The 13,754-nt window shown below is 57.0% G+C and carries 11 protein-coding genes; 5 read left to right on the top strand and 6 right to left on the bottom strand.

Annotation, left to right across the window (positions count from 1 at the left end):
- Positions 1-5: 5 nt before the first annotated feature.
- From KGD89_RS24610 to KGD89_RS24620, 3 genes are all read right to left on the bottom strand, one after another.
- A complete protein-coding gene (locus tag KGD89_RS24610; RefSeq protein WP_025262388.1) occupies positions 6-3,392 on the bottom strand; it encodes a T6SS effector BTH_I2691 family protein in 3,387 nt (1,128 codons plus the stop codon).
- Positions 3,393-3,809: 417 nt separating this feature from the next.
- Positions 3,810-4,448, bottom strand: a complete 639-nt coding sequence (locus KGD89_RS24615; protein WP_025262389.1) for a peroxiredoxin — start codon at positions 4,446-4,448, stop codon at positions 3,810-3,812.
- A gap of 169 nt (positions 4,449-4,617) precedes the next feature.
- Positions 4,618-5,979 (bottom strand): OprD family porin, encoded by a 1,362-nt coding sequence (locus KGD89_RS24620; RefSeq protein WP_025262390.1) that lies wholly within the window; start codon positions 5,977-5,979, stop codon positions 4,618-4,620.
- A gap of 435 nt (positions 5,980-6,414) precedes the next feature.
- Between KGD89_RS24620 and KGD89_RS24625 the strand changes: the two genes are divergently transcribed.
- The 4 genes from KGD89_RS24625 to tauC all read left to right on the top strand — a co-directional run bounded on the left by KGD89_RS24625 (position 6,415) and on the right by tauC (position 10,181).
- Positions 6,415-7,332 (top strand): aliphatic sulfonate ABC transporter substrate-binding protein, encoded by a 918-nt coding sequence (locus tag KGD89_RS24625; RefSeq protein WP_074569103.1) that lies wholly within the window; start codon positions 6,415-6,417, stop codon positions 7,330-7,332.
- Between the two features lie 214 nt (positions 7,333-7,546).
- The gene (gene tauA, locus KGD89_RS24630; protein WP_025262392.1) at positions 7,547-8,524 is read left to right on the top strand and encodes a taurine ABC transporter substrate-binding protein; all 978 of its coding nucleotides are present in this window, start codon (positions 7,547-7,549) and stop codon (positions 8,522-8,524) included.
- Between the two features lie 29 nt (positions 8,525-8,553).
- Positions 8,554-9,345 (top strand): taurine ABC transporter ATP-binding subunit, encoded by a 792-nt coding sequence (tauB, locus tag KGD89_RS24635; protein ID WP_025262393.1) that lies wholly within the window; start codon positions 8,554-8,556, stop codon positions 9,343-9,345.
- The gene (gene tauC / locus KGD89_RS24640; RefSeq protein ID WP_025262394.1) at positions 9,342-10,181 is read left to right on the top strand and encodes a taurine ABC transporter permease TauC; all 840 of its coding nucleotides are present in this window, start codon (positions 9,342-9,344) and stop codon (positions 10,179-10,181) included. Before tauB ends, tauC begins: the two co-directional genes overlap by 4 nt.
- 259 nt (positions 10,182-10,440) lie before the next feature.
- On the opposite strand, the gene KGD89_RS24645 is transcribed toward tauC, so the two are convergent.
- Positions 10,441-10,881 carry a hypothetical protein gene (locus KGD89_RS24645; RefSeq protein WP_025262395.1) on the bottom strand — a complete coding sequence of 147 codons (441 nt, stop codon included), beginning with the start codon at positions 10,879-10,881 and terminating at the stop codon, positions 10,441-10,443.
- Between KGD89_RS24645 and trmL the strand changes: the two genes are divergently transcribed.
- The gene (gene trmL / locus KGD89_RS24650; RefSeq protein WP_025262396.1) at positions 10,880-11,335 is read left to right on the top strand and encodes a tRNA (uridine(34)/cytosine(34)/5-carboxymethylaminomethyluridine(34)-2'-O)-methyltransferase TrmL; all 456 of its coding nucleotides are present in this window, start codon (positions 10,880-10,882) and stop codon (positions 11,333-11,335) included. The genes KGD89_RS24645 and trmL overlap by 2 nt on opposite strands.
- A gap of 120 nt (positions 11,336-11,455) precedes the next feature.
- Here trmL and KGD89_RS24655 read toward each other — a convergent pair whose 3' ends face one another.
- Together KGD89_RS24655 and ompR are read right to left on the bottom strand one after the other, a co-directional pair.
- Positions 11,456-12,769, bottom strand: coding sequence for an ATP-binding protein (locus KGD89_RS24655; RefSeq protein ID WP_025262397.1), 1,314 nt, complete (start codon positions 12,767-12,769; stop codon positions 11,456-11,458).
- A gap of 159 nt (positions 12,770-12,928) precedes the next feature.
- A complete protein-coding gene (gene ompR, locus KGD89_RS24660; RefSeq protein WP_025262398.1) occupies positions 12,929-13,669 on the bottom strand; it encodes an osmolarity response regulator transcription factor OmpR in 741 nt (246 codons plus the stop codon).
- Positions 13,670-13,754: the final 85 nt, after the last annotated feature.

The following is a 13,754-nucleotide window of genomic DNA, read 5'->3' on the forward strand; positions in this document are numbered from 1 at the left end:
TATTCTTATTCCGGAAGAGCAAGGGCCAGTGCATTGGCACGGCTTTTTTTACTGACTTCGAGCTGTGTGAGGGTTGAGCCATCTACAACCATACTGCCCTCTTGGCTTAGTTCTATCTGGTAAAGATAGCTTTGAGCTTTTTGCTCTGAAGCACTCACCTCATTCGGATACCAGATTTTCAGCTCGATGTAGGTGGCTTCTTCCCTGAGCGGAACCCAGGTCTGCCAGATGACGTCCTCGCCTGCAGGAAAAATCGGGAAATACAGATCCGGTGATTTATAAGGAGGTCGTTCACTTCCTAGCCTGCCAAACTCCTTGAGAGGAGCAAATTTTCCGCGTTTTTCAAATGCGTCTGCGATGGGAGTATCTGCTTCCACTGTGGGCAGAACGCCGAAGGGCCGTGTACTGCTGATCACGTTCAGCTGAACACATTGCCCGCGTAATACCTCAGGCAGACGTATTTGTATCCAGGCACCATTCTGTATAGGTATATCTACATACCCGACTTTACCTATGTACTTCTGTCGGTACTCAACCGTGCTTTTAATTAAAATTTGCGGGCTCAGCTGGATTTCCAATAGAGCGCGCTTTTCTTCGAGCTTTCCTTCCTGGGTATCCGTATGCCGATGTTCAGGCGAGCGCGACCAGCAGCTTTTTCGCAACCACCAACCGACACTGTCCTGTTTGAAATAGTTCAAGACCATGCTGGCGATTAAATAAACGAATCCAGCTATTAAAATACCAATAGTTACCCATGTACTCATTACAAAAAATACGGCAGCTCTAGATAAGGTTAGCCCTGCTATCAACTGAGTTACACCCCCAGCACCCATTGCAAGAACAGCAAAACCCTTTACAACTAGAGCCGTTTTTTCCTCTGAGGTTCTAGCATTTTTGTGATCGTCCCAAATATCCCAAATCTCCAACATCGCCGCCGCCACCGCAAACGCCCCCAAAGCCACCACCGTGCTCCTGAACCCGCGAATCGCATCCCCCCAAGCGTTGTTTCCCTGCGCTTTCCAGTAGGCGGAAGAGCGATCCAGAATGCCGATGCTTTTGCCGTCGATCAGCACCGGCGTCGCATTCTTGATCACCGCCCACGGCGCTTCGACAAAAACAGCCATCAACAAATTGAAGCTGTAACCCAGGCTGTAACCGACCTTGACGATATCCTTGCCGCTGAAGTCGCCATCGCGGGTCAGGTCTTCATAGAGGAATGCGGTGTTGATGAAGTTGAGCAGGATGACGCCCCAGGTGATCCCGGCTCCGAAACCACCTAAACGCTCGCTCCAGGCTTTGGCGCGGGTGTGCCAGTCCTTGGCGACGTCCAGGCCGGACTTGAAGAAGGCACGGATTTCGTCCTGCAGCAGTTGGGCGTACTGGTTGTTCTGAAAGTCCAGCAGGCTCGGGATTTTCAGTTCGTGCAGGCGCAACGCTTCCAGTTGTGATTGCAGCAGGCGCGCCAGGTTTCGGCGTTCGCGGGGATGGTGCGGGTAGAGCCAGTTAAAGCGGGTGTCGTCGATCTGTTTGGTGAGCAGCCACCATTCCCGTTTCCACTGCTTGAGTCGGGAGGCGATTTGTTCGTTGATGCGGATCATTTCCGGCGTATTGGCCAGAATCTGGCCGATCATGAAGTTGCGGATCAAGGCTCCGAGGTTCTGGCCCTTGCCCAGCGCCAGACGGCTGTCGACCGGCACCCAGGCCAGCAGCATGTTTTCGGCAATCGTTTTACCTGCCCCGCTCGCCAGTTCGCGCAGGGCCTTGAAGGTGTCCTGCACCGGCTGTTTCAGCTTTTTCATCCAGGCCGCGTCGGCGAAACCCTGATGGTTGAGCGCGGCGTTGAGTTCGCCAGCGCGGGTGGCCAGGTTGGTGAAGTCACCAATGCCGTTGAGCAGGGCGTTGGCTTCCTGATCCAGAGCTTCCTTGAGGCCTGGAGAAAAGCCGTAACGCATCGTCCCGAACAGCGTACTGCCCCGGGCTTCCTGCTTGGCCAACCAGACGCTGGCCTGTTGATCCTGGCCATAGACCATCAGCAAGTCGGTCATGACGGTTTGCAGGTACAGCAGGGTTTTCGGGTTGGCTGTGTCGATGAACAGCCTGAGCGGGTCGCTGCCAAGGTGCTCGGCCCATGTCTGGAAATCCGCCTGGGTGTCGCGGACCTGTTGCAGCAGGGCTTCGCTGATGGGCAGGTTGTCTTGCAGATAGGTACGTGCGCCCTTGAGGTCGACTTCACGGCGCCATTTCTCGCGATCCTTCCAGGCCTGCCGGTCGTCTTCGGACGGGTATCGGCCATAACGGGTATGCAGCATCTGGCGCATTTCTGCGCTCTTGAACATGTCCATCGTGCCCAGCGAGCCACCCGGAGGATTGCCGTGCATGGTCAGCATCTCCTCCAGGTCCATCTGGTCGAAATACTCCTCCATCTCATGCAGGTAGCGCTGGGTGCTGGCGCTGTCCTCGCGTACCCACGAGGGCAGGTGTTTGAGCTCGCCATTGGCCCCGCAAAGCGCGGTTACGGTCTGAGCCATTTGCAGCTTATGTTCGTGTTCCTGTTGCCAGTTCTGATACGCGGCCTGATCACCCGCCAGTTGCATGCCCAGGTCGTTGAACACGCCCAGCGGATCGTCGAGGGCGACCAGCAGCGAGCTGCATCTGTCCGGGACATTGCCCAGCCAGTACACATCGGCCCCAAGCGGGGTAAAGAGCGATTTCGCCGCCTGATCAGGCTGTGGCTCGGGCTCGGCAGTCGGAATGGACGAGTCAGCGAAGCGTTTGTCCTCGACCACGTAATTCTTGTCGATATCGGCGACGGCCGTGGCGAGCGTCATCAGTGGCAACGTACCCGGCTCGTTCAGGGTGGCGCAGAAGTTGGCCAGGTCCAGAGGCTTCATCCACAGGGCGCGGCTGTCGGCGTGTGAGCGCATGTGTTCGCAGATTCGCCAGGTCCATTGCACCGGGGAAAAAGCCAGATGCAGGCGGTTCCTGCGGGGGTAAAGCAGGTAAGGGTTGCCCTCTCCATCGCCGCTGCGAACGTCACGCCCCAGATGGGCCTCCGTCCAGACGATGCGCGTCAGGCAGGCATCGGACGCCGAAACGCTGTACTCATGAAACGTCCCTGCCGTTTCGTCGAACACATAGACGTACCCGTCGTAGAGCTGGCGCAAGGTGTAGCTGCGGGTCTTGAGTCGTGGCAGTGGGCTCCACTGGCCACGGGCGGGCAAGGGCTTGAGCTGTGCGGGTTCGACATCGTAGCGCGAACGGTCCAGGGCATAGCGCACCGGGACAATGGCGATATCCGCCGTCTTGAGCGAACAGGCACAGGTGGCAGAAGACGGAAACTTGTCGAAGCGTGCCCCACGCCGTTCTTGCAGGGTGCCGTGTTTCTTAGTCATGGGGCGCACCGTTGCGTGCGTCTTCAGCGGATACCTGAAAGTGAAGAGTGATGAAGCGGCTGGCCTGGTAAACGAGCATGAACATCCCTTGTTCCCTGATGGTTGCCGAGCGACTTCGCTCGGACGTGGGAACGGTCTGTATCAAGAGTCATGCCTGTTAATTTTTCTATATAACAATCAATAGCTTAAATTTAAACCTCCTAAAAACTGGTTATTTTTCATACAAAAATCCCGAAAAAGTGCGCAAGCCCATGCGCACCTGCGCAATATCTTGCGCAGGTGGTCGAAAAGCCCTGTTCATAAGGCTTGGAGGGGATTTCAGGGGTGTTTTATCAAGGATGGGGGGCGCAAAAATTTGCGCACATAAAAAAGGGCCGATAAATCGGCCCGAATAACCCCACTCGATGAAGCTGTAAATCAACGGTTCGGCTGTGGCGTCAGACGCAGATAAGGCGTGACAGCCTTGTAGCCTTTAGGGAAACGCTCCTTGATCTCGGCTTCGTCCTTGATGGATGGCACGATCACGACATCATCGCCATCCACCCAGTTGGCTGGCGTGGCGACCTTGTAGTTGTCGGTCAACTGCAGAGAGTCGATGACCCGCAGGATCTCGTTGAAATTGCGCCCGGTGCTGGCGGGATAGGTGATGGTCAGTCGCACTTTCTTGTTCGGGTCGATCACGAACAGAGAACGCACGGTCAGCGTGTCGCTGGCATTGGGGTGGATCAGGTCGTACAGATCGGAAACCTTGCGATCGGCATCGGCCAGGATCGGAAAATTGACCAGCGTGTTTTGCGTGGTGTTGATGTCGTCGATCCATTTGATATGGGAATCGACCGGGTCCACCGACAAGGCAATCGCCTTGACACCGCGCTTGGCAAACTCGTCTTTCAATTTGGCAGTGAAACCCAACTCGGTGGTGCAGACCGGCGTGAAATCGGCCGGGTGAGAGAACAACACGCCCCAGCTATTGCCCAGCCATTCATGGAAACGGATACGGCCTTCACTGGAATCCTGTTCAAAGTCAGGGGCGATATCGCCAAGTCGCAGTGTCATGGTGTTGCTCCTTGTTCGGTCGGGTGTTCATTGAGTTATGGCCCTACTGTGCACCGCCTGCTAAAAAATTAAAAAGAATGGATATCGATTTGGTTAGACCTGAAAGGAATATTAAATTTCGGGCAAAAAGAACCCCGCCGAAGCGGGGTTCCTTTTCAACAGACCAAGCTTATTTGAAAGCGTAGGTGTAGTTGAAGATCAGACGAGTCTGGTCGGCATCACTTGCACCGTTCAGGCCTTCATCCGCACGGTAGGTACCGTGGCGCACGGTAGTACCGAAGCCTTTCAACGGACCGCTCTGGATCACGTAGTCGATACGCATGTCGCGTTCCCACTCCGAGTACTCATGGCCAAAGGAAGAGGTATTGCGAGCACCTTTGACGTCCTCACCACGAAGGTAGGCAACAGCAGCTTTCAGACCAGGAATACCCACTTTGGCGAAGTCATACGAGTATTGACCGAAAGTGGTGTTCTCACCGGCACGGTTGAACTGGTTAATCATCGAGTCAGTGAACAGGTAGAAGCTGGAGCCACCGTTACCTTCTGGACGACCACGACCATCCACAACGTTGCCTTGGTTCAGGTTGACAAAACCACCGTCGTCACCGACTTGTTGGTGACCGACCAGGAACGCATGACCACCCAAGGTGTAGGTGAACATTGCAGACCAGGTCTTGTTGTCGACTTCGCCAACGTTCTTGGCATAACCGTTGTTGTTGTTGAAGGCATAACCCGCTACGTTCTTGCTGTTATTGCCATCAGCGCTGCTGTTGAAATAACGCAGGTCAGTCTTGAAGGACTGGTCAGGAGCGATTTGGTAAACATGTACCAGACCCAGGAAATGCTGCTTGTAGAAGTTTTCCAGGTTAGCGAAGTAGTACTGCAGGGTCAGGTCTTTGGTGGCTTTCCAGTCGCCACCGGCGAAACGGAACTCGTTGCTGTCACGAGTAGCGCCAAATACTGACAAACCGGTGGAGTTGCTGGAAGCACGACCAGCGGAACCGGTCAGTTGACCGCCAGTCAAGGTGAAGTTGTCCAGATCCTTGGAAGTAACGATACCGCCTTCAAAGGTCTGAGGCAGCAAACGACCGTCGTTGGAAACCAGGATTGGCAGGTTTGGTGCCAGAGCATTACCGACTTTCAGTTCGGTTTTCGAGAAGCGGACCTTGGCGTTGGCACCACCGCGACTCCAGGAACTGACCGAATCACCGTCAGTATCCATGGGGAAGAAGCTGTTCTGGGTAGTAGCGGTCTTGTTCTGGATACCGCCACCCAGATGCACACCCACCAGAGCCTGAACGTCCAGACCGAAACCAACGGTGCCTTCGGTGTAACCCGAGATGAAATCGAACTTCAGACCGGTAGCGGTTTCACGCTGGTCAGTAACGTTACGGCCTTCACGCAGGTCGTTGTTGAAGTACATGGTACGAGAACTAACGGACGCCTTGCTGTCTTCAATGAAACCTGCTGCGCCGGCCTGCTGAGCCAATACACCAAAGGTTACGGCCAGGGCCAGTGTGGACTTCTTCATTGCTACGCTCCTCGTGAATCTAATTTTTTTAATCCATGGTGCCGAGCAAGGCTCTGACCCATGTATTCGCGTTAAGCGACAGGCCCGACCAGAGGTCAATGGTGACTGTGCGCCTCGAGACTCAAATGACTAGACCGCGTTGTCACTGGTGCAAGGTAGTGAAAATCCGATAAATCCAAAAGCAATTATTCGTAACGCTTTTAGACTGATTTGATATATGTCACAACGCATTTCAACCAGGACGCACAGGAGTGTATCCATCAAATAAGCTAATTCCCAAAAAATATTTTTCGACCATTCGTCAGATCGTTTAGTTTTCAGCTACCGGACAACCGGATCTCGACTCTCCAGTCACGAAATCCCAACCGGAAAACCCGCACAATGAAGATAAAATCCCTTACAAAACGGTTACTTGCGAATCAACTAGCAGTAATTATGACAATTGCCACCACCTTGACACTTTCTGTGCCAGCACACGCAAAAGAAACTTTGCGAATCGGCTTTCAGAAGTCCTCAACGCTCATTTCGGTGCTCAAAAGCCAGGGTACGCTGGAGCGTGAACTGAACAAAAAGGGCATTTCGGTGTCATGGCATGAGTTTCCCAGTGGCTTGCCTTTGCTCGAATCACTGAACGTGGGGAATGTCGACTTGAGCGCCGATGTCGCCGATACGGTCCCGGTCTTTGCTCAGGCGGCGGGAGCGCGGCTGACGTATTTCGCTCAGGAAGCCTCTTCTCCATCAGCCCAGGCGATTGTCGTGCGCAGCGATTCGACGTTCAAAACCCTGGCCGATCTCAAGGGCAAGAAAATCGCGGTCACCAAAGCCGCTGGCAGCCATTACCTGTTGATTGCCGCCTTGAACAAGGCCGGCCTGAAGTTCACCGATATTGATCCCGCCTACCTCACACCAGCCGATGGCCGCGCCGCCTTCGAGAACGGCAAGGTGGACGCCTGGGTCACCTGGGAACCCTTCCTCAGCAGCGTACAGCGCCAGTTGCCTACCCGCACCCTGGCCGACGGCACTGACCTGGCCAGCTACAAACGCTATTACCTGACCACCACGCCCTATGCCAATAGCAACCCGGAAGTCCTGAAGGTGGTGTTCGCCGAACTCAAGAAAACCGGCGAATGGGTCAAAGCCCACCCGAACGAAGCCGCAAGGATTCTGAGCCCGCTGTGGGGCAGCCTGGATATCGCGACCGTAGAAGCAGCCAATAAGCGGCGCAGCTATGAGGTGCAAGCGGTACAAGCCGACCAACTCGATGAGCAACAGAGCATTGCCGATGCATTCCTGGCAGCGGGGCTGCTGCCCAAGGCCGTGGACGCCAAGGATGTGCAGGTGTGGAAGCCTTGAAGCCGTAATGCGCAATCTGTGTAAAAGATCGCCGCCTGCGTAGGAGCGAATTTATTCGCGATGCATTTCGCGAATGAATTCGCTCCTACGACTCGGGAACAGTCTCGTTTTCGGCTCATAAGCTAATTCAAAAAAGTTATTTATTTCTAAATTCTTAGATCATTTACGCTCCGCAATCAGCCAGTACCCGGCCCGCCTGATTCGGAGCTTCACCATGAAACTGCACTTCTCCCTGCGCCTTTTGGCGGCCTTGTCTCTGACAGGCGCGTCTTTCCTCACCCAGGCTGCCGACTTCACTGTGGCTTACCAGACCACCGTCGATCCCGCCAAGGTCGCTCAGGCAGATAACGCCTATGAGAAAGCCACCAACTCGAAGATCGAATGGCGCAAGTTCGAGAACGGTGCAGACGTCATCACCGCCATCGCGTCGGGCGATGTACAGATCGGCTATCTCGGTTCAAGCCCCCTGACCGCCGCAGCCACTCGCAAACTGCCGGTTGAAACCTTCCTGATCGCCACCCAGATCGGCGCGGCGGAAGCGCTGGTGGCCCGCAATGGCTCGGGCATCAATACGCCACAAGACCTGATCGGCAAGAAAGTCGCCGTGCCGTTCGTTTCCACAGGCCACTACAGCCTGCTGGCAGCGCTCAAGCACTGGAACATCGACCCGGCCAAGGTCACCATCCTGAACCTGGCGCCACCCGCCATTGCCGCTGCCTGGAAACGTGGGGATATCGACGCGACTTACGTCTGGGACCCGGCACTGGGCGTTGCCAAGGAAACCGGCAAGGTACTGATCACCTCCGGCGAACTGGCCAAGGTCGGTGCGCCGACCTTTGACGCCTGGATCGTGCGCAAGGACTTCGCGGCCAAGAACCCGCAACTGGTCAGCGCCTTCGCCAAGGTGACCCTCGATGCCTACGCCAGCTACCGTCAGGACCCGAATGCCTGGATCGCCAATACCGGCAATATCGAAAAACTGAGCAAGCTGTCCGGTGCGAAGACGGCCGATATTCCGGCGCTACTGGAAGGTAACGTCTATCCATTGGCCGCCGACCAGAAAGCCCTGTTGAGCGCACCAACCATCGAGGCCATCACCAAGACCGCTGCCTTCCTGAAGGAACAGGGCAAGGTCGATGCGGTACTGCCTGATTACTCGGCCTACACCAGCGCCAAGTTCATTCCCCAATAACCCACCTGATCGAGAATGAGGCAACAGCCATGGCTCTATTGCAACTGAAGCGTATAAGCGCACAGTACCCCGGCGCGGCAGAGCCTGTGCTGGCGGATATCAACCTGAGACTGGGGCCGCAGCAACTGCTGGTCGCCCTTGGCCCTTCCGGCAGTGGCAAAACCTCATTGCTCAATCTGATTGCGGGCTTCGTCCAGCCAAGCGCCGGGCGTATCACCCTCGACGGCATTGCTGTTGAAGGCCCGAGTGCAGAGCGTGGCGTGGTGTTTCAGGACGATGCGCTGCTGCCTTGGCAGGATGTGCTGGCCAATGTGGCCTTCGGCCTGGAACTGGCAGGCGTTTCTCGGGCAGAACGCGAAGCGAAAGCCCGGGAAATGCTGGCGCTGGTAGACCTGGCCGGTTTCGAGCAGCGCCGAATCTGGCAACTGTCGGGCGGACAGAAACAGCGTGTCGGCCTGGCCCGAGCGCTGGCGGCCAACCCTCGGGTGCTGCTGATGGACGAACCCTTCGGCGCCCTCGATGCCTTCACCCGCGAACAGATGCAGGAACTGTTGCTGCAAGTCTGGAGACGCACCGCCAAACCGGTGTTCCTGATTACCCACGACATCGAAGAAGCCGTCTTCCTGGCAACCGACCTGATCCTGCTGGCCCCCAATCCCGGCCATATTGCCGAACGCCTGCAACTGGACTTCGGGCAACGCTACAGCGCCGGTGAGTCGGCACGGGCGATCAAGTCCGATCCACGCTTTATCGAAACCCGCGAACACGTACTGGCCAGCGTCTTTTCCCAGCGCAACCTCACACGGGAGCAGCGCGCATGAGCAGCTATGAATTACAGACCCAGGCCAAGACAGCCAAAGGGAAAACTGCCCGTGCTCCGCTGCAATTGAAGCTGAGCACCCGCACCATCAGTGTCCTGACGCTGTCGGTCCTGTTGGGCCTGTGGTGGGTGGTGACCGCTGCGCAGTGGATCGAACCGCTGTTTCTGCCACCGCCCTCAGACGTTCTGCAGAAAGGCTGGCTGCTGCTGACCACCGGCTATATGGACTCAAACCTCTGGCAGCACCTGGGCGCCAGCCTGCAACGTATCGGCCTGGCATTGGGGGCCGCGATCCTCAGCGCCATTCCGGTGGGTATCGCCATTGGCCATAACCGTATCGCCCGAGGCATTTTCGACCCGCTGATCGAGTTCTATCGGCCCATTCCGCCGCTGGCTTATCTGCCCTTGATCGTGATCTGGTGCGGCATCGGCGAATTCTCCAAGGTGCTGTTGATCTATCTGGCGATTTTCGCGCCCATCGCCATTGCCACGGCAACCGGCGTACGCACCGTGGACCCGACCAGGCTGCGGGCCGCGCAATCCCTGGGCGCCACCCGCTGGCAACTGATCCGCCATGTGATCCTGCCCAGCGCCTTGCCGGACATTCTGACCGGCATACGAATCGGGCTCGGTGTGGGATGGTCGACACTGGTGGCGGCCGAACTTATTGCAGCCACCAGCGGGCTTGGCTTCATGGTGCAGTCGGCCGCGCAGTTTCTGGTGACGGATATTGTGATCCTGGGGATTCTGGTGATTGCCGTGATCGCGTTTGCGATGGAACTGGGCCTGCGGGCGCTGCAACGCAAGCTGGTGCCCTGGCATGGCCAGAATCACTGAAGAACGCCGCAATTAGCGCACAAACCTCATACAAGGCACCATTTTGGTGCCTTATTGAAACCGGAATATTGCCGAGAAAAAACCCTCGCCTGAATCGAAAAGCGTTCTGCACGTCCTCAAAAGCCCTTTCGCACAAGGGTTTGAGGCAGAAAACAAGGACAGTACAAAAGAATTCTCAAAACTGGCACGCGCCCTGCATTAGGTTATACATCACCAGTTTTGGGGACCTTGGTACAGGCAGGCCGGGGATTCCCCTCTTTTATTCCTCCCGGAGACTGACCTCAAGTCTCCAGCGCCCGTCCACTTCTGCAGCGCGCCAGTCGCCATGCAGAGGACGGGCCGCCAGCAGCGTCAGTACCAACTCCTTCCCGTTTCGCTCCAGCTTCCAGCGCGCAACCTTGTTGTCGATGCGCAACTGACCATTCCATGGCCGTCCCCAGGACTCGAAACGCAGGACAACCGTCCCGTCGACATGATCGCCCTGAACCTGCGGCTGTTCGTTGAACCAGAGCGCCAGACCTGTGGGCAACTCCTCGATCTGCTCCAGTTCCAGAGGCGCGGGTTGCTGCAGACGACCGATGATCATCCCGATGGTAAAGCCGACAATTGCCATCGAACCAAGAACTCTTGGCCAGAGCTTCGGCCTGGGGTCCTCTTCGGGGGTAGAATGCATCCCGTCCTTTCGTTCGGAGCCGTGCATGTTTCACGTCATCCTTTTTCAACCAGAAATTCCGCCGAATACCGGCAATGTGATCAGGCTATGCGCCAACAGTGGCTGCACCCTGCATTTGATCGAGCCCCTGGGCTTTGAGCTGGACGACAAGCGCCTGCGCAGGGCCGGGCTCGATTATCACGAGTATGCCACGCTGCAAACCCATGCCGACCTGCCCACGTGCCTGGAACAGATCGGCAACCCGCGGCTGTTCGCCTTTACGACCAAAGGCTCTCGCCCGTTCCACGACGTCAGCTTCGAGAAGGGTGATGCCTTTCTGTTCGGCCCGGAAAGCCGAGGCCTGCCAGCCGATATTCTCGACTCGCTGAGCACCGAGCAAAGATTGCGCCTCCCCATGCGCGAAGGCTGCCGCAGCCTGAACCTGTCCAACACCGTTGCCGTCGCCGTTTATGAGGCCTGGCGCCAGCACGGATTTGCCTGAGAACTCTTACCGGCAGGTAGCGAATTCACTCGCGAGACGTCATTGAGGCCGATACATTTTCTTCGGATGTACAGGCCTCTCGCGAATGAATTCGCTCCTGCAGCAGCACTCCATCTCAGGTCAGACAGCATCCCTTGGCAGCATCAAGCCCAGCGGCAAGCGCACTCTTGCTTCCAGCCCGCCACCTGAACGGTTTCTCAACTCGACATTGCCGCCATGCATGGCGGCAATCCGCTTGACGATGGCCAGCCCGAGGCCCGTGCCTTTGCCGCTACGGGCGCGGTCGCCACGGATGAACGGGTTGAAAATGATGTCCAGCTCGGAAGGGTCGATACCGGCTCCACGGTCCAGCACACTCAGCACGACATAAGGAGCGTTGGTATCGCCGGATACATAGGCCGCGACCTCGATACCGTTTCCAGCGTGGTGCATGGCATTGCCGATAAGGTTGGTCAGCAGGCGTTTCATGGATACCCGGCGCAGCGGGAAAGGCGGAATCGGCTCAAGACACAGACGGATATGTTCATCCGGATGATTGAACGGCGCGACCACTTCAAGCACCAGATCACTGAGGTCGACCTCTTCGATTTCTTCGTCGCGACCATCGCGGATAAAGGCCAGGAACTGGTCGAGAATGGCGTCCATGTCCTCGATGTCCCGCACCATGCCTTCGGTGAACTCGTTCTCGTCGCTCATCAGTTCCAGTGACAGACGCAACCGGGTCAACGGGGTGCGCAGGTCATGGGAAACCCCCGCCAGCATAAGCTCACGCTCCTGTCCGGCCTGTTCGACGTCTTCGGCCATCTGGTTGAAGGCGCGATAAACCTCGGTCATTTCACTGGGCGTATCGCTGACCGGCAACCGCACACTGCGGCCCTGCCCCAACTGGCGGGCGGCGAAAACCAGACGCTTGAGCGGCTGGTTGAGCTGCCGCACGAAAATCCAGGCTGATGCGGTGGACAACAGGCCAATGGCCAGGAACCAGCCCAGCACGTTCCAGATCTTCTGGCCACGAAGCGGATGCGGATAAAGCGGCACTTTCAGCCAGCCATCCCCGAGGCTCGGCGCCCGAACCCAGAGAGCAGGAGGTGCATGAACCCGCAAACGCACTTCGGTATCGGCCCCAAGCTCTGCCTGCATCTGGCGCTGATAGATTTCGCTATAAGGCCAATGCTGCTCGCCTTCAGGTACGCCGCCACCAACCACACGAATCAGGCCGGCAGCTTCGGCAATCGCTTCACGGTCGTTTTCATTCGCGGCCCAATAGGCGCGCAAGGTCAAGGCGACGCCATGGCTGTACTGCCTGTCGACCAGTACGTCTTCGTTCATGAGCAGATAGACGAGCGTCAGCGCCTTGGAAAACAGCACGACAATGAGCACCAGCCAGAGGGTGCGGGAGAAAAAGCTTTGCGGAAACCAGAGCGGAGTCTTCATAACTGCAGCTATACACTTTGCAGGGCGAGCCAGGCTCGCAAATTTGCCGATCGTGTTCCAGTCCATGGTACGAACGCGAAAACCAAAACGTCGATAACCCGTTCAGGCTATCGACGCAAGTGGCAAGGACTTCGGTGCTCTGCGCTGGTCAGTGACCTGTCAGCGGTTCCCGGCTCCATCCGGAACGAACACATAACCCACGCCCCAGACTGTCTGGATATAACGCGGCTTGGACGGATCGGGCTCGATCAGGCGACGCAGACGGGAAATCTGCACGTCGATGGAGCGCTCCAGAGCATCCCACTCGCGGCCACGGGCCAGGTTCATCAGCTTGTCGCGGGTCAGCGGCTCGCGAGCATGCATGACCAGCGCCTTGAGAACCGCAAACTCACCGGTAGTGAGCATGTGTACTTCATCGCCACGCTTGAGTTCGCGGGTCGCCAGGGACAATACGTAGTCACCGAAGCTGACCGACTCGTCTTCGCTGCCGGGCGCACCGGGCACCGGCGCGGCCTGACGACGCAGGACGGCCTTGACGCGGGCCATCAGTTCGTCCGGGTTGAAAGGCTTGGCCAGATAATCGTCTGCGCCCAGCTCCAGCCCCTTGATACGGCTCTGCTCATCGCCCTTGGCAGTGAGCATGATGATCGGCACCTGATTGTTGGCTGCACGCAAACGGCGGCAAGCAGACAGGCCGTCTTCTCCGGGCAACATCAAGTCCAGAACCACAAGGTTGAAAACCTCGCGGGACAGTAAACGGTCCATTTGTTCGACGTTCGCCACCGCACGGGCACGATAGCCCTTACTGGTGAAAAAGCGCTCTAACAGGCTGCTCAACCCCGGATCGTCATCGACGATCAGGATTTTTTCGCCTTCAGCATTTTGTGCAGTGCTGCTCATCGGATGCTCCTTTGATCTCGGGGCGCATTATGGCGTAGCTGCGGTGATGCGCACCGTGTGCATTGTTAGCAGATTTTACTGGAGC

Origin of the sequence: Pseudomonas cichorii (assembly GCF_018343775.1) — a bacterium.
In the GTDB taxonomy this organism is placed as follows: Bacteria; Pseudomonadota; Gammaproteobacteria; order Pseudomonadales; family Pseudomonadaceae; genus Aquipseudomonas; species Aquipseudomonas cichorii.

Bases quoted from the DNA above. Each gene is read 5' to 3' on its own strand.
- KGD89_RS24620 (WP_025262390.1), bottom strand. From the start codon at position 5,979: ATGAAGAAGTCCACACTGGCCCTGGCCGTAACCTTTGGTGTATTGGCT.
- KGD89_RS24645 (WP_025262395.1), bottom strand. From the start codon at position 10,881: ATGCACGGCTCCGAACGAAAGGACGGGATGCATTCTACCCCCGAAGAG.
- KGD89_RS24610 (WP_025262388.1), bottom strand. From the start codon at position 3,392: ATGACTAAGAAACACGGCACCCTGCAAGAACGGCGTGGGGCACGCTTC.
- tauC (WP_025262394.1), top strand. From the start codon at position 9,342: ATGAGCAGCTATGAATTACAGACCCAGGCCAAGACAGCCAAAGGGAAA.
- ompR (WP_025262398.1), bottom strand. From the start codon at position 13,669: ATGAGCAGCACTGCACAAAATGCTGAAGGCGAAAAAATCCTGATCGTC.
- tauA (WP_025262392.1), top strand. From the start codon at position 7,547: ATGAAACTGCACTTCTCCCTGCGCCTTTTGGCGGCCTTGTCTCTGACA.
- tauB (WP_025262393.1), top strand. From the start codon at position 8,554: ATGGCTCTATTGCAACTGAAGCGTATAAGCGCACAGTACCCCGGCGCG.
- trmL (WP_025262396.1), top strand. From the start codon at position 10,880: ATGTTTCACGTCATCCTTTTTCAACCAGAAATTCCGCCGAATACCGGC.
- KGD89_RS24625 (WP_074569103.1), top strand. From the start codon at position 6,415: ATGACAATTGCCACCACCTTGACACTTTCTGTGCCAGCACACGCAAAA.
- KGD89_RS24615 (WP_025262389.1), bottom strand. From the start codon at position 4,448: ATGACACTGCGACTTGGCGATATCGCCCCTGACTTTGAACAGGATTCC.
- KGD89_RS24655 (WP_025262397.1), bottom strand. From the start codon at position 12,769: ATGAAGACTCCGCTCTGGTTTCCGCAAAGCTTTTTCTCCCGCACCCTC.